This window comes from Streptomyces sp. NPDC058697 (assembly GCF_042715345.1).
Classification (GTDB): domain Bacteria; phylum Actinomycetota; class Actinomycetes; order Streptomycetales; family Streptomycetaceae; genus Streptomyces; species Streptomyces liliifuscus.
This window is the reverse complement of record NZ_JBHXSU010000021.1, coordinates 118152-134191: the sequence shown is the minus strand read 5'-3', so window position 1 is coordinate 134191 and position 16040 is coordinate 118152. Positions and strand designations below refer to the sequence as shown.

At 65.7% G+C, this 16040-nt stretch carries 14 protein-coding genes; 3 read left to right on the top strand and 11 right to left on the bottom strand.

Features of this window, described 5'->3' with window-relative positions; translation table 11 throughout:
- Positions 1-5: 5 nt before the first annotated feature.
- The 11 genes from ACFWXQ_RS35905 to ACFWXQ_RS35855 form a co-directional block, all read right to left on the bottom strand.
- Positions 6-1394 carry a putative T7SS-secreted protein gene (locus ACFWXQ_RS35905; protein ID WP_383935929.1) on the bottom strand — a complete coding sequence of 463 codons (1389 nt, stop codon included), beginning with the start codon at positions 1392-1394 and terminating at the stop codon, positions 6-8.
- Complete coding sequence (locus ACFWXQ_RS35900; RefSeq protein ID WP_383935928.1) at positions 1391-1738, bottom strand: hypothetical protein; 348 nt, start codon at positions 1736-1738, stop codon at positions 1391-1393. The genes ACFWXQ_RS35905 and ACFWXQ_RS35900 overlap by 4 nt, the downstream gene beginning before the upstream one ends.
- Positions 1735-2421, bottom strand: a complete 687-nt coding sequence (locus ACFWXQ_RS35895) for a hypothetical protein (protein WP_383935926.1) — start codon at positions 2419-2421, stop codon at positions 1735-1737. Before ACFWXQ_RS35895 ends, ACFWXQ_RS35900 begins: the two co-directional genes overlap by 4 nt.
- An 82-nt stretch (positions 2422-2503) precedes the next feature.
- Positions 2504-3070 (bottom strand): hypothetical protein, encoded by a 567-nt coding sequence (locus ACFWXQ_RS35890; RefSeq protein WP_383935924.1) that lies wholly within the window; start codon positions 3068-3070, stop codon positions 2504-2506.
- A 373-nt stretch (positions 3071-3443) separates the two neighbouring features.
- The gene (locus ACFWXQ_RS35885; protein ID WP_383935922.1) at positions 3444-4088 is read right to left on the bottom strand and encodes a hypothetical protein; all 645 of its coding nucleotides are present in this window, start codon (positions 4086-4088) and stop codon (positions 3444-3446) included.
- Positions 4085-4609, bottom strand: a complete 525-nt coding sequence (locus tag ACFWXQ_RS35880; RefSeq protein WP_383935920.1) for a hypothetical protein — start codon at positions 4607-4609, stop codon at positions 4085-4087. The genes ACFWXQ_RS35885 and ACFWXQ_RS35880 overlap by 4 nt, the downstream gene beginning before the upstream one ends.
- Before the next feature lie 171 nt (positions 4610-4780).
- A complete protein-coding gene (locus ACFWXQ_RS35875) occupies positions 4781-6091 on the bottom strand; it encodes a hypothetical protein (protein WP_383935918.1) in 1311 nt (436 codons plus the stop codon).
- A complete protein-coding gene (locus ACFWXQ_RS35870; RefSeq protein ID WP_383935916.1) occupies positions 6091-6390 on the bottom strand; it encodes a hypothetical protein in 300 nt (99 codons plus the stop codon). Before ACFWXQ_RS35870 ends, ACFWXQ_RS35875 begins: the two co-directional genes overlap by 1 nt.
- 159 nt (positions 6391-6549) lie before the next feature.
- Complete coding sequence (locus ACFWXQ_RS35865; RefSeq protein ID WP_383935914.1) at positions 6550-7635, bottom strand: hypothetical protein; 1086 nt, start codon at positions 7633-7635, stop codon at positions 6550-6552.
- Positions 7632-8303: a hypothetical protein gene (locus ACFWXQ_RS35860; RefSeq protein ID WP_383935912.1), complete on the bottom strand. Its 672-nt coding sequence runs from the start codon at positions 8301-8303 to the stop codon at positions 7632-7634. Before ACFWXQ_RS35860 ends, ACFWXQ_RS35865 begins: the two co-directional genes overlap by 4 nt.
- A gap of 186 nt (positions 8304-8489) precedes the next feature.
- The gene (locus tag ACFWXQ_RS35855; protein ID WP_383935910.1) at positions 8490-9476 is read right to left on the bottom strand and encodes a hypothetical protein; all 987 of its coding nucleotides are present in this window, start codon (positions 9474-9476) and stop codon (positions 8490-8492) included.
- Between the two features lie 350 nt (positions 9477-9826).
- Here ACFWXQ_RS35855 and ACFWXQ_RS35850 point away from each other — a divergent pair, with 350 nt between their 5' ends.
- From ACFWXQ_RS35850 to ACFWXQ_RS35840, 3 genes are all read left to right on the top strand, one after another.
- Entirely contained in the window at positions 9827-10474 is a 648-nt protein-coding gene (locus ACFWXQ_RS35850; protein ID WP_383935908.1) for a hypothetical protein, read from the top strand.
- Positions 10475-10615: 141 nt separating this feature from the next.
- Positions 10616-15238, top strand: a complete 4623-nt coding sequence (locus ACFWXQ_RS35845) for an RHS repeat-associated core domain-containing protein (RefSeq protein WP_383935906.1) — start codon at positions 10616-10618, stop codon at positions 15236-15238.
- 13 nt (positions 15239-15251) lie between these two features.
- Positions 15252-15995: a hypothetical protein gene (locus ACFWXQ_RS35840; RefSeq protein WP_383935904.1), complete on the top strand. Its 744-nt coding sequence runs from the start codon at positions 15252-15254 to the stop codon at positions 15993-15995.
- The last annotated feature ends 45 nt before the right edge of the window (positions 15996-16040 follow it).

Below are 16040 nucleotides of genomic sequence, written 5' to 3'. Positions count from 1 at the left end.
AGGGGCTACCTTCCGGCCAGTGACGCGTCGGGTCCGGTCACATCGATGTCCTCGTTCCCGAAGAGCCCGATGAAGCTCTTGGAGTCCGCGACCGCCGCGGTACTCGTTGCCCCGATCGCCCATGAGTTGTACTGCAGGGCCTGCTTGAACGCGTCGGGCGTGCCGACGAAGTTCAGGTCCGCGGGATCGATGTTCTTGATACGGGCCAGCTCGTCGACCATCCCCGGCCCCGCGTACATGCTGCCGAAGCCGCGTACGCCACCCGTGCTCCAGGCGTCGCGGAACGCCGCGATGTTGTCGCTGCCCTTGAACAGGTCCCTCCAGTTGCTCCGGACCGCGCCGAGATCGTCGGCGAAGGAACGGGGCAGGCCGCGGAACGCGGCGCCCAGGGAGACGTTCGGCGCCGCGGCGGACCCGGTCGCTCCCGCTCGCGCACCGACCATCTCCACGACCATCGCCCGCCGCGCCGCGGAGTCGAGGCCGGGATGCCAGCCACGTACGTACTGAGTCGCCGCGGTCCACACGCGGCTGCGGCCGGCCGTGGCGGCGAGCTTGGCGCCGGCGGAGAAGACGCGACCGATGCCGAAGGTCGCCAGGCCCAGTACGTCCATGGCGACATCACCCCACGACCCGTCGCCGTTGATGGCCAGGAGGACGTGGCAGACGAGCGAGATGGCGGTCGCGATCAGCGCGATGGTGCCCAGGACACCGGCGAGAGCCTGCCCGATGATCGGGATCCAGCCGACCAGGAGTGCCACCAGCCCGCACACGGCCGCGACGGCTCCCGCGATGTCGGCGACGATGTTCAGGGTGTCCCGGAGGTCGTCCAGCCAGGAGTCGTTGAGGTCGTCGCCCTCGGTGATCTCGTGGATGCGCTTCGCGGCCGTGTTCCCCGCCGTGTTGTGGCGGCCCTTGAGCGTGGCGAGCTGCCCGCGCAGCCCGTCCAGGTCGCCCTGCAGGTCCGTCACCGCGGTGTCGAGCGTCTTCTGCCCGGCCTTGTCGGTGTCCTTGGGCGGGTTGCCGGCCTTGGACTTCGCGGTCGTGAGGTCACCGCTCTTCGTCTCGGCCTGCCCGAGCAGCCGGTCCGCGTCCTCCTGGATGGTCTCGAGCGTGGTGTGGTACTCCTTCAGCGCGGCGCCCGCCTCCTCGTAGCGGCTGTGCGCCTTGCTCACGGTCTTCGCGGTGTCGTCGGCCTTCTCGGCGAACTCCCGGCCCGCCTTGGAGTCCCAGCTCTTCTGGTCGCCGAGCCTGCGCAGCGCGGCGGCGGCGTCCGAGATGGTCTTCGCGGTGGCGGTGAAACGCTTGGCGAGCGCCGTGAGGTCGTACACATCACCCGGTACGGGATCCTCGCTCTCGCCCAGCACCTCCCAGCGGTGGTCGGCGGGGCGCGTCACTTCTGGTCCTTGCCGGTCTGGTCCTTACCGGTCTTGCTCTTGCCGTTCTTGTCCTGGCCGACGAGTGCCTTGTAGAGCTCGTCGTCGATCTGGGTGTACGCCTCGCCGGCCGTCTTGGCGACCTCGCCCAGGCCCTTGATCTCCTCGATCATCTTCTCGCGGTTGTCGTTCCAGCCGTCGGAGAACTCCTGCAGCCGCTCCTGCAGCAGCTTGTGCCCGACCGTCCGCCGGTCGTAGGCGTCCAGCAGCTTGTCGAGCCCCTCGAACTCCGTGGCCACCGTCCGCAGGCCGACCCCGGCCGTATGCAGATCCTCGGTGGAGACCCTGAGTCGCCCCTCCGTCATCCCTGTTGCCCCCGTGGTTCGTGAGTTGTCCGAGCTGTTCGAGTTGCCTGTGTCGCTTGAGCCGATTTCTGCCAGCGGAGGGTACCGGCGACCGCGTCGAAGAGCTCCACCATCGAGTCCGCGATGGGCTCCAGCGGGGTGCTGAACGTCAGCATCAGCACCTCGTCCCGATCCGGTACGGGGACGAAGTACTCCACGATGGTGTCCGCGAACTCGGTGCCGAGCCGCCGGGACTCCCGGGTGCGCTCCGACCGTCGCCGACGGGCCGCCCGCCCGGCGGCCGGCAGCCGTACGAGAGCCGACTCGCCCTTGTCCCTGAGCGCCGAGACCACGTCGAGGCCGTCGAACCGCTGGTGGATGCGGGAGATCAGCAGGGACGCGGAGAGGGGGATGCCCGCCGCTTCCAGGAACGACAGGTAGAGCACCACTCCGCCCTGCTCGACACCCGCCTCGGCGGCCCCCAGCAACTGTTCCTCCGCCTGCCGGCGAAGCACCGGCTGGTCGTCCACACCGGCGAACTGCCTCTTGATCAGGGCACTCACGGACGCCTCTCGCTGCTCCTCGGGCAGGAGCGGAATGCGAAACCAGTCCTCGGGCGTGATCAGGCCGAAGACGTTCTCGCCATCGTTCTCACCATCGGTCCTGCCATCGGCGGTCCGGTCGGCGGGCGTGGTCTGCTGCATGCCGCCCGACGCTAGCTGTGGGGGGCGGGTTTTCGCCACTGCGAAGTTCTCCGCGAGAGACAACAAGAGGCAGCAAACGGAGTCAATTCGGCGCGGGCGCACCGGCGTCAGTGGCCGGCGAAGTCCGCTTGTCGCGTGCCACGGCGACCGCGATCAGCAGGGTGGCCATGGCGACGGTGGACACCAGGCCGACCGCCCACAGCCAGGGGTAGTTGCTGAAGACCCAGCTGGGGGAACTGTCCGGACCGCGGCCCCACTTGCCGGTGTTCTGAGCGTTGTAGATCAGCGACACGAGCTGCAGCATCGCCGCTCCGCACACGACGGCCAGGAGCGTGAAGCCGAATGATCGGACCTTGTGAGACTTCCAGGATTTCCAATCCGTACGGGACGCGGTCAGAACGAAGAGCGTCGCCACGCACGGCACCAATGCGCCCAGGAACATCGCGAATCCGTACGCGCCGCCCGGCCATCTGTCGGCCGACCATTTCCAGGTGTCGTCTCCCCAGAACATGTCCGAAACGACGAGGAAGGCGAACAGGGCCAGAGTGGACAGGAGAACGAGACAGCCGAAGGCCTTGTCGCCCTTCCCGGACCCCTTGTCCTTGTCCCCGCTCCCCGACCGCTTGCCGGGCCGGTGTTCATACCGCAACGAAGACGCGGCCGCCCTCCGCCTTCTTGGCTTGGCTGACCCTGCCATGTTTTTGTCCCCCACAAGCTGGTTGCCATGACCGTGTGAGAAGTCGGCTAGGGCTGTCAGGCCGTGGATTACCGTGACGTCCACCAGGTTCGCAGGAGCCCTGCGCCGACTGCTGCCAGCAGGATTGCCATGATGGTGAATCTTCCGAACGGTGTGGTGGCGAGCAGCCACACACTTCCGAACAAGGACATAATTCCACCGCTGAAAAACAGGACTCTGCGTGCACCCTCGGGCACGGCTCCTGGTGGAATCCAAGACATGTCGATCGGCCTCCAGGCCACTAGGTCGGGGGTGTGGCTATGTCGATCACTGTGAGGACACCGATTCAGTCGTCCTCGGTCTCCGGCGCGACATAGTCATTGTGGCGCAGCGCGATACTGTGAGCCAGGTCGTCGATGTCGTCCAACGCACTCAGAATCTGCGCCGGAGCGGGTGAACTCGTGATGACTACTACATCCCGTCCATGCTCTTCATTACGCCATGCGTAGCGCAAGCTTGACATCACCACGTTTTTCTCGTCTTCGACCGAATATCGAAGCACGCGCAATCCGGTCCCGAGGAAGTCGGTCGTGAAGTCCTCGACGATGGGCTTCTCAACGGATTTCTCGTCGTCGGCGAGTGTGACGCGGCGCAACTCCGACTCTTCCTGGCCTGTGGACTGGAAATCACTAACGAAAACGGGCAGAGGGATCGAGTCGGGAGCCGGAAGGTACAAAAGTACCTCGAACCCGGGAAACATCTTGGGGTAACGCTCGACGCAGGCCACCAAGGTATCTGCCAGTACCTCGATCCCGCCTACTCCGGGATCCTCGTCCCATTCATCCCACCACAGTTCCGCTGTTTCCGTCGCCCACTCCTGCGGTGTCCGTGAATCGTCGTCCTCTTCCCAGGGCTCCACTGCACCAACGGTCCAGCGCAGTGGCACCTCAAGCCAGAAGTCCTCGTCGTAGTCGATCTCCAGCCAGCTCATTCAGTACTCCAACGGAAGGTGGTGACGATGGCGTCGAAGAGAGAGATGGTAGCGTCCGCGAGATCGTCGGACGGATCGCCGCCTCCCATGGTGGAGAAGGAAATCGTCACCCACCGTCCAAGATTCTTGGGTACGGCAACCACGTAGTCCACGCGTCGTGAACCTATTTCAATGTCTTCTGTCGGGTCTGCTTCCATGACCAGTTCCCGTCGGACTCCCGGTGAATCGCCGACGTCGACAGGTTCATAGCCCGCTCCTGACGTCATCGCTGTGAGGAACTGGCCGCGATCAGAGTCAGCAGAACTCACCTCCCCCACCACGAAGGATGCGGCGATGAGTGGCTCACCGGGCTGCGCAACAGGAAGATAGAAATCCAGGCCACCGCTCTTGCGGGCGTTCTTGATGCCTACGCCAAGGCGCCTTCGTATCTCAAGTCGGTACCGCGCAACGAAATCTCGGGGGAGATTTTCGGGAACCTGCCTGCATGCGGCGGACACGAGCTCATCGGCCGCCGACTCCATTTCGCGCTTATTTCTGAGCGGGATTCTTTTCCAACCTGGAGGAAGGATGATGGAGTATCCAACCGGGGCCTTTTCCGCTCGTACGTCGGTCGTGTCAGATGTACGGGGAGTGGGTTTCACTCTATTCCTCAGTCCAGAGAGTGATTGGCTGATGCTCCTAGGTGCAGGCCTTCAGAAATCAGACCCACGCTGCACCGTGAATTGTTCCTTCGTGTCATTGTATCCCTCCACGTAGGGCTTGCCTTCCCAGATGTCGCTGGTCCCGAGGCCCTTGTCGCCCAGGTCGGCTGCGAGTCCAGCTCCGAAAGCCATCCGGAATCGATCCCGATACACTTCCGCGTTTTGGCCGGCCTTCAAGACTTCTGGCGAATTAGGGTTGCTCGCCCGCATGTGCTGGATGTCCCTGTAATGCTGAGCGAATTCCTTGTCCCCGCCCGATGCCGCAAGGTCGCGACGGCCGGAATCTGGCAGCTCTCTGCCGCGTTCTGCCGCCCTTGCCTCATTTCGCGCCGCCTGCTTCTGCTTCTGGAGATTCCCCAGCGCTCTTTCTGCGCCTCTCCTTTTCCTCTTGCTCGTCGTCCTTTTTCGGGCCTGCCTGTCCGCACTCTTGATGGCATTGTTGATCTTATTGTTGTTTTCTGCCCCCTTTGCGGCTCTTGCAACTTTCCCCGCTTCCTTGGCCGATGCTTTTCGCATGACTGTCTGGATTCCCTTGAGGCCCGTGAGGGCTTTGGTTCCGAGTCCCATGGTCAACAGGGAAAATGCATCCATGCCAACGTCCATCCAGGACCCGTCTCCTGTGACGGCGAAGAGCACGTGTGCAGCCATGACCAGGCCTGTGGCTATCGTGGCAATCATCGCGAGCCATCCGACAGGCGTGATGAAAAGCGCGACCAGGCCGATGATGGTGGCAGTCCAACTCAAGATGTCGACGGCAATCTTTACATAGTCGACGACGCCTTCCCACCATGAGTCCTTGATAATGTCATCGATTCCCTCACGGATATTGCGGGCGTGCGTACCGGCGCGGTCATTGCGATGCCCGGTTACTTTTTCAAGCTCTCGCTTTTCGCTGCCGTACGGGTCGCTCTCGTCGCCCTTGTCCTTCTTGTCCCCCGTCGGCTTCTGCTCTTCCTCCTTCTGTTTGGCTTTTCTCAGCAGGGCGTCAGCGTCGGTCTGGCAGTCCTCCAGGTCGTTCGCCCATTTGTCGAGGTGCCCGTTGACTCGCTCGTACCGCCCCGCCACCTCGCGTAGTTGCTTCTCGAGCTTGCTCGATTCGTCGCGCAGCTTTCCGGCGTACTTACCCTTGAGCTCGTCGTCTTCGCTCATCTTCTTGAGGGTTTTTGCCTGCGCGCGAAGCTTCTTCGCCACACCGCGCAAGTGCGCGGCCTCCGAGCGGATGTCCTCAGGGTCTCCTGGAACCGGGTCGGCTTCAGCAAGCGGATGCCAGTCGCGCGGACGCGTCTTGCTGTTCGCGGCCACTATTTCTTCCCCTTGCGGGTGGAATCAGCGAGCTCTTTGTCCAACCCCGTGAACGAGTCGATAGTCGAAGTCACCAGCTTTTGGACGGTTTCGATGCTACCCAAGAGCTCCTCGCGATACTTTTCCCAGTTGTCCACGAAGTCGCTCATGGCATCGGTGATCTGTCCGCTTCCCCATTCTTTTTCCATCGAGTCTTTTCGCTTGTCGAGACCTTCAAATTCATTTTTGATCGTCTTGAGGCTGCTCTCGGATGAGACAAGCAGGTCGACATTGACAATGAGATCTGAGTCCCCGGCCACGGATCCCCCAGCTATTCTTAATCGATTAATGGACTGGATTTGCTGGACGGTGACGTCCTGGTCTTGCCGAATGCGCCGTCGAGCGGGTGTGGTTGCAGGCGGAGGGAGAGTCGCAGCCGGCTCCGCGCGTACGGAACCGGCCGCTGACCACGTGCCCGCTCAGCGGTTGACGGCCTGGGCCTCCTGGACGGTGATGTCCTGGACGGCCTCGATCGTGCCGTCGGGGAGGCCCACCGGGCCGCCCTGGCCGGTACCGGTCCAGCTGATCTCCCAGGTGAGGGACGCCTTGAGCGGGAAGGTTCCGCCGTTGGACGAGCGGCCGTAGACGATGCCGCAGGGAGGTGTCTCGTCCGCTCTGCCCTTGGCGTAGGGCTCGCCGATCCTGCCGTCGGCGATGGGGCATTCGCCGTTGGCCGGGATGGTGGTGGCGTCTTCGGTGCCGGGGTCGAGGGTGAGCGACTTGGGAGTGGCGGTCGTGGTCGCCTCGATGTTGAAACCGGGGACGTTGATGGCTGCCGTCGCCTGGACCTCGTCGAAGGCCGCGTCGTCTAGCCAGGCCCAAGTCGGCAGGTTCACCTTGGTGATGGCCTCGGGGGCCAGCGTGACCTTGGTGTCGGGGAGCTCCATGTGCTGGTACGCGAGGGCGGCGAGCATCTCCGGAGTGATGGCCTCTTCGTACTGGGGCGGCGGAGCCTCGCCGTTCTCGACCCAGAAGGGCAGGTCGGTGCACGATTTCCGCTTGAGGTAGTCCGGCTCGTCGGGGTTCTCGACACCGGCCCAGAACATCCCCTCGCCGTCCTTCTCGACGTTGTAGTCCTTGTAGCCGGGGGTGTCCGTCCAGCCGTAGTCGTCCTCGTAGTGGCGCTCCATCTCGCCGATCGCCGCGCCCGCGTGGCCGGTCATGCCGGGCGCGTCCTTGGCGCTTGCGATGTCCTTGGACATCTTCTTCTTGAAGTCCTTGGCGCCGAGGTAGGGGGCGTACCAGCAGGGTGGCGGCGTCCAGTTGACGTCCGACGAGGCTACGTTTCCGCTGCCGCCGCTCTTGGCGACGGCGCCGGAGTACTGGATTCGCGCGGCTGCGTAGATGCCGGACTCGTTGCTGCCGCCCTTCTCTTCGGCGCCGCCGCCCTTGCCGTAATCCACTGGTTCCGCCGCGGAGTTGGGCGCCATGAGGAGGAGAGCGCTGATCGCGAGAGTCAGGGCTGCGGTGCTGGTGCCGAGGGGCGTACGCCACGATCCGTTCACCGGCACTTCTCCGCTCCAGTCTCGACGAACACCTTGGACGCCTGCCACAGGCCCTCGCCCGTGGGGAACTTGACCATGACGATCTTGTAGTACCCGAAATCCTTGATGCTGGGCTCAGCCTTCAGGACTTTCCCCGTTTTGACTTCCTTGCCCAAGAACTTTCCGGTGTCTGCGCAGAATGCGACCTCCACGGAATTGCCGTTCGGGGCGGACCGTGTGGTGGCGTCGTAGTGACGGCGGGTGCCGGTGGCGGTCCAGCCGCCCTTGATCCACTCGTTGATCTGCACCTTCGCGTAGTGCAGCCCCTCGCCCGTGGCGTAGGCGGTCACGGCCGCGTCCTTGGTCGTGCGCTTGTCGACGCCCCGGTAGATGGCGCGGAGGTAGTTGGCGGCGTCATCCATCGCAGCCGCCTCGTTCTCGTCCTTCGGCTTGTCCCAGTCAAAGACCAGGTTCATGTCCTTGGGCAGCGACACGTCCACGCCGTCCGGCTTGTCCTCCGCCGGTGCTCCCGAGGGCTCCGCGGACTTCTTGGGCTTCTCCGCTCCCTGGCCGGCGCCGGCGATCTTGTCGTTGTCGCTGGACTTGTCGTCCCCGCTGCCACAGGCCGTCAGCAGCAGGGCTGCGGTCGCGGCGAGCGCGGCAGCAACGGGCAAAGAGCGGCGCTTCACAGTGATCTCCCCGTGAGACAAAGGTGCAGTCAAGAGTATTGACGGTATCTGTGGGGCGATCAGTTTCGCTACAGCGAACTTCCTTGCATGGCTGGGCGGACAGGGAGGAATCCGGGCAAGCCGACGACGCTTGTGGCCTGATCGTGTCTGGTCCCACGGCGGCCCTGGTGACGACCAGGACCAGCTTCACTTCGGCGAAAGCACGCCGGAAGGCGGCCGGTGATGCAGCCTCCGCAGCTCCTCCTGCGATTCGGGGGAGAAGTCCTCCCAGTGCTGCTTGAGGAGGTCGACTTCGGTGCCATCGGCGTCCATGACCATGGAGCGGTCGGAGATACCGAAGAACCCGTCCGCGGCGCTGGGCGCCAGCGCCGCGACCCGATAGCAGCCGCACAGATTGCGGGTGATCAGAGGAGGCCCGGCATCCGGTGCGTGAGTGGCGGCGAACGCCTCGGCCGTACTGTGCTGGGCCGGGGTGAGCGACTCCAGGGATACGAGGTCGGGGTGGTCGGCGGTGTAGCGCGTGAGCCTCTCCCGCCAGAGGCTGGTGAGCCGGCACCAGGAGCCGTCGGTGAAGACGACCTTCATGTCGTCACCGTCCTTGAAGTCCCGGCGCTCGACCGTGCCGATGGCGGACCGCGGGGTCTCCCACAGCACCTCGTCCTTGACGACCTCCCTGTGCTTCTCGGCGAAGGGAAGGCCCACGATCAGCAGACGGCGGTCGGTGAGGATCGCGTGGGTGCGGTAGTGCTTCTGCTTGCAGCGGCCGGGATCCAGCTGCCAGGGCAGGGTACGGGCGATCGTGCCAGGCGCTGCCCACATCACAGGGAAGTCCTCGACCTCGTCGGCCCGGTCGCGGGTGGTGCCCGAGCCGGAGCCCCGGACGCCGCCTCCGACATTGCCTCCCAGAGAACTGAGGGCGGCCATGATCACGACACCCACCGTGATCGCTCCGCCTTTGAGCACGTTGAGCCCCAGCGCACCGCCGCTCGAACGGACCCTGTGGACCGGCCCCTCCGGCCAGCCCGCCAGCTTGCTCAGCTCGCCTTGGATGTCGTTGCGTTCCGTGTCGCGGAACCAGCGCTTGCCCCGTACGCGCATCGCCGCACCCGAGGCGAACGTGACCGGTGTACGGGCGAGCAGGGTCTCGCCCGGATCGGGCTGCCAGTAGTCCATCGCTGTACGAATCCTCCGGGCGGCGGCGGTCGTCGTCGGATGTCGCTGGTGGACGCCGCTTGTCGCCGGTTCAGGGGTGGATCTTGTCAGCGCCTCACTCTGTCACTCCTCACCGGCCGCGGTCCCGCCGGGTCCGGACCGTCGGGCGGAGATGAACGGCCCGCGTCCGCAGGTTCGTCGTGGTCGTGCCGCAGCAGGCGCCCCAGTACTCCACCGCTCCACGGACGCGGTGCGCTTGCGGCGCGGTGCCCAGTCGCGAACGCCACGGCATCCGACTCCCGCGAACCACGCATCCGCCGCCTCGTAGGCTTACGCGCACCAGTCTGCGTCGGAACGGGGAGATCAACCACATGGCCCGCTACATGGAGACGCTCACCATCGAGCGCGGCGGTTTTCGGATCAAGGTTCCGGAGTCGTGGTGGGAGTTCGATGTGCGGCCGGAGTCGCGGGACGACTCGATCCGGCGGATGGTGGCCGAACGGGTGCGTCAGCAGCCCGAGTTGGCCAAGTATCAGGACACGTACACCGCCTTCCTCCGGAAGGCGGCGGGGGACGCCTGGAAGTCGGGCGCGCTGTACTGCGGCTGCATGGCCGAGAGCTTCGGCGGCGACACCCCCATCACCGGCTCGATCACCGTCTCGCTCGTCGGCGGGCGTACGCAGGCCGGCGAGCCCCTCTCCACCGACCCGCAGGTCATCGCGAGCCGGCTCGCCGTGCGCGAGGCCAAGAAGGAGGGCGACGCGTGGCGGAAGGTCACGACGGTCGACATCCCGGGCGTCGGCCCGGCCGCGCGGACGTACGGCATCGAGGACATCCCCGTACCCGACGACGCCCTCAAGCGCACCATCCGTGCCGTGCTCATGCAAACGTTCATCCCCGTCCCGGGGCAGGAGGGCAAGGTCGCCCTCGTCGCGGGCAGCAGCCAGGTGCTCGACCTCGCCGACTCGTTCTTCGACATCTTCGACGCGATCACGTCGACGTTCCGCTTCGCGGAGTAGGGAGGGCGGGGGCGTAACCCCTGTACTGGGCCCCGCCACCCTCGTGACCACCCTCGTGGCCTTTTCACCGAACACCCGTACCCAGTAACTTCACTTGTGCGTATGTGTGGTTGACGGGGTTGGCGTGACGGGGGTTGCGGCATGGCGGGTTATCGGCCGACGGACTGGCATGTGCTGGACCTGGAGAAGGATCCGACGCCGGGCGACCCGGACCGGGTTCGCACCCTGGCCAAGAACCTGCACGACTTCGCCGACGACGTGCAGGATGCACTGCGCCTGGTGAAGGGGATGGCGGACGAGGACGCCGTCCTGACGATGGTGGGCAAGACCGCCGATGTGTTCCGGGACGAGTTCTCGGGTGTTCCGAAGAACTTGAAGAAGCTGAAGAAGTCGTACGACTTGGCCGGGGACGCGCTGGCGGCGTACTGGCCGCAGTTGGAGCGTGCCCAGGCTCTCGCCGACAAGGCCCTCGCCCAGGGGCGGGAAGCCCAGGCCGATCTCTCCTCCGCCAAGTCCCGTCTCTCCTCGGCCGATTCATGGGTGACCCGGGCCAACAAGGAAGCCGACAAGTACAAGGACGACCCGGGGTCGGCGGGCAAGGACGTCCCCAAGCCGGACGAGGCGAAGGTCCGTGCCGCCACCCGCGACGCGCAGAGCGCCAAGGACGCCCACACCTCCGCCCAGTCCGACGTCTCCACCGCGCAGAACGCCCTCGACGCCGCGAAGAAGATGGCCGCGGACGCGCGGAAGATGCGCGAGGACGCCGCCGGGGACGCCAAGCGCAAGCTCGACGAAGCCTCCGACGCGGGCATTCAGAACCGTAAGTGGTACGAGGAGGTCGGCGACTGGTTCGTCGACAACTGGGACACCATCGTCGCTGTATGCAAGGTCGTGGTGGCCGTTCTGGGCGTCATCGCGCTCATCATCGGCGGGCCCATCCTCGGCGCGATCGTCCTCATCGCCGCCCTCGTCGTCCTCGCCGACACCCTCAACAAATATATGAAGGGCCAGGCATCCCTGTTGGATGTGGCCTTCGCGGCGCTGGACTGCATACCCGGCATGAAGGGGCTGACGACTCTCGGCGGGCTTGCCAAGGGACTCAAGGGGCTCGGCGCGATGGGTCTCAAGGGCATGGCAAAGGCGCTCGGGAAGGGGCTGAGGAGAGGCGCCGACGATGCCGTGGCCAAGAGCAAGCCCGCGAAGGGCCGTTGCAAGAACGGCGACCCCGTCGACATGATCTCCGGCGAAATGCTCATGACGGAGACGGACGTCCTGCTGCACGGCGTGCTGCGCCTGGGAGTGGCAAGGACTCATCTTTCCACGTACAGATGGGGGCGGTGGTTCGGGCCCTCGTGGACGTCCACGCTCGATCAGCGCCTCGAACTCGACGACGAGGGCGTGTTGTTCGCGACCGAGGACGGGATGATCCTCGTCTATCCCGTACCGGGCAGCGGGAGCGAGGTCCTGCCGGCGGAAGGCCCGCGATGGCCGCTCGCGTGGGACGACGAGCGGCCGGGTGCTATGCGTGTCACCGACCCGAACACCGGACTCACCCGCCACTTCGCGCCGGTCGGCCGGAATTCTCACCACGACACGACTTTCACTCTTCCTGTCACGGCGATATCGGACCGTCACGGCAACCGTGTCGAGTTCGACTACGACGATGCCGGGACGCCGCTCGGCATGCGCCATTCCGGCGGCTACCACGTGGCCGTCGAAGCGGACGGCGGCCGTGTCACCGGGCTTCGGCTCCTGCGAACCGACGGTGACCCGACCCGGCTGGTGACCTATGGGTATGATGCGGGACGCCTCAGCGAGGTCTACAACTCCACCGGTCTGCCGTATCGATTCACCTACGACCACGAAGACCGCATCACTTCCTGGACCGACCGGACAGGGGACTGGTACCGATACGTCTACGACGACTCCGACCGGGTCGTCAGCGGTGTGGGGGTCGACTCCGTCCTGAACTGCACCATCGCGTACGACCCGGAGCAGCGCAGCACGCGCTACACCAACTCCCTCGGCCACACCACGACGTACCGCCACAACGAGCGGCTCCAGCTGATCTCCACGACGAACGCGCGTGGTGAGTCGCTGACCAACGAATGGGACCGCTACAACCGGCTCACTTCCCAGACCGATGCGTTGGGCAACACCGTCCGCTACACGCACGACGCCGCGGGCAACATCACCACCGTTGTCCGTCCCGACGGCACATCGGGCAGAGCGACGTACGACGAACTGAACCAGCTGGTGCGGGTGGTCACCCCCAGCGGCGCCGTCTGGCAGCACAGTTACGACAGGGGCAACCACGTCCGCACCGTCTCACCGACCGGTTCGGAGACCCGATACGCCTACGACGACACCGGTGGTCTCATCGCCGTCACCGACCCGGCCGGCCGGACGAGCCGTGCCCGATGCGACGGCGCGGGGCTGCCCGTGGAGTTCACCGACGTCCGGGGCGCGGTGAGCACGGTCGAACGGGACGACTTCGGCCGAGTGACCGGTGTCACCGACGCCCTGGGCCGTACCACGCGCCTGCGCACGACGGTCGAGGGCCGGACCGTGTGGCGCCAAGGACCTGACGGGCACCAGGAGTTCTGGCAGTGGGATGCCGAGGGGAACCTGCTCTCCCAGACCGACCGTGCCGGACACGTCACCTCCTTCACGGTCGGCCCCTTCGGCCAGGTAGCGGCGCGTACGACCAGCGACGGCACCACGTATTCGTTCAGCTACGACACCGAACTGAACCTCCTGAGCGTGGCGGATCCGCAGGAGCGCAGCTGGCAGTACACCTACGACGAGGCGAACCGGTTGACGGCGGAGGTCGACTTCTCCGGCCGGAACCTCACGTACCGGCTCGACGCCATGGGCGCGCTCGTCTCCCGCACCAACGGAGCCGACGAAACGGTGGAGTTCGGCCGTGACGTGCTCGGCCGTCTCACAGAACTGCACCACGACGGTCTCTCGGTTCGGTACGCGTACGACGCGGCCGGACGGGTCGTACGGGAGACCGGACCCGAGGTCACGGTCGAGCGGGAGTACGACACCCTGGGTCTGCTGCTGTCCGAGAGCATCGACGGCAGAACCACACGCTACGAGTACGACGCCCTGGGGCGGCGCGTCAGGCGGCGCACTCCCACCGGGATCGAGTCCACCTGGACGTACGACGACGCCGGGCACCCCACCGTTCTCGACACGGCCGGACACCGCATCACGTTCGAGTTCGACGAGTCCGGCCGGGAGACCGGCCGCGGCCTGCCGGGCGGTGTCGCGCTCAACCAGGCGTGGGACACGGCGGGATGGCTCAGCACGCAGCAACTCGTCCGGACCTCCGAAGAAGCGCAGACGCTTCTTCAGGAGCGTGAGTACACCTATCGGCCGGACGGCATCCCGACCGGGATCGAGGAGCTCACGAGCGGCGGCAGGCGGTTCACCCTCGATCCGCGGGGGCGTGTCACAGCCGTCGACGGACGGGGCTGGACCGAGCGATATCAGTACGACGAAACGGGCAACGTCAGTAGGGCCGTGGTCCCGGGAGCGGACGACGGCGACGCGGACCGCGCCCACGCCGGCAACCGGATCCTGCACCGGGGACGCACCCGCTACGAGCGCGACGGTGAAGGGCGCATAGTCCGGACCGTCCTGCGACTTCTCAACGGGCAGAAGAGGACACAGGTCTACACCTGGAACAGCCGCAACCAGCTCATCGGAACGACGACCCGTGACGGCGACCGATGGCGCTACCTGTACGACTCCACGGGGCGCCGTGTGGCGAAGCAGCGGCTGGACGGCGGCGGAGGCGTCTGTGACGAGACCCTCTTCGTCTGGGACGGCACGAGACTCATCGAGCAGGTCACCCGGAGCGGCCGCGCCACGTCATGGGACTACAGCCCCGGCAGCCATCAGCCGGTGGCCCAGCTCGACCGACCGGGTGCCGATCTCGACACGCGATTCCACGCCATCGTCACGGACCTGTCGGGTTCGCCGTCCGAACTCGTCTCCGCCGACGGCAACGTTGCCTGGCAGCCCCGCAGGACGCTTTGGGGAGAACGCCTCCCCGAACCGCTCCAGGAAGGCGGCGACGGCGGGGTCGACTGCCGCCTGCGCTTCCCCGGCCAGTACGCCGACCCGGAGACCGGCTGGCACTACAACTACCAGCGCCACTACGACCCCGGAACCGCGCAGTACACGAGCCCCGATCCGCTGGGCCTCGCGGCCGGCCCCAACGACAGCTCGTACGTGCCCAATCCCTATCGGTGGATCGACCCCCTGGGCCTGCACTGGCAGGACCCCAACAACGGTATGCAGTTCGGGCGTGACCCGAGCCTCCCGGAAGGCGACCGGGAGTACACGCGGAGTAATCAGTATCCTTCGGAATACCGGACGTCCACCCACGACTACATGGTCGAGAACTACACGGACGAGGGCCGGGCGGCCGGAGGAGTACCGCTCGACTCCAACGACCAGAGGGTTCCCCGGGACCAGCTGACCTGGCGCAACGGCAACGACGAATTGATCTGGGACCCCCACGCCGAGAATCCGAAGCCGTTCAACCGTACGGTGACCTACGAACATCTTGATCCTGTGGTCCAGCACTGGAACCGGGAGGGACGCTTCAGCGACAGGGCCACGCGCAATGACTTCTACAACAACACCGACCATCTGGAACCGATGGACTGGAGCGAGAACTCCCGGGGTGGTGGGCGTATGACGGACACCTACATCCAGGAAGTCGGAGAAGGGTACTCGTGCAGCTGATCGTGGAGGAATCATGGACATTCGTGCCGTAGTGAGCGGATTTCGCGATGTGGCACCCCTTCCGGGGCTGGCCGATGCCTGGCACTGGTCGCCGGCTCCCCGAATCGACTTCGCGGGTGCGCTCTCCGCGGACGGCGAGCGGTTGCTCCAGCTGAGCGCGCGAAACTCCTACGACCAGGAACTGGCCATTGCCGCGCTGGAGTTCGGCAGGGAGCACGAAGCGCAGATCTTTGCGCGGAACCCCCATCTCGGCACGGTCGGCGGATTCAAGGCGCCGGGCGGGCAGGGGTTCGACGTCGTGGCCGGAGTGGGACCCGAGGTGCATCGTTTCTATCGCGTGGAGAATCCGGATCTCACTCCGCACGTCCGTCTGACGTTTCCTGCCTATTCCTACGAGTTCTCCGGCGAAGAGTCTCTCGACGAGGCCATCACCCGGTACCGCATGCTGAAGATGAACAACTTCGACCGTGAGCCGCTGCCGTTCGTGAAGATGCGCTTCACGAATACGCGGACCCGGGGCCGGAGCACCAACGCCGGACGCGGATTCACCGAGCCGCAGCGGATGCGGGACGAACTTCGGCAGATGGACGGCGGCGAGGGCAGCTTCGTGGAGTTCGAGAACCGGCACGGCAAGGTGTGGCGTGTCGAGTGGCACGGGGCGTGGTTCATCGCGGAGTGGGAGACGCAGGACGGCCGGCCCCGCGAGATCGGCCTCGACGAACTCCTCGAATTCGCGGCGGCCCGTTTGCGGGACTGAGCCGATGTGTTCGTTCCGGTGAGAGCCAGGGTGAGCCGCTGGGCA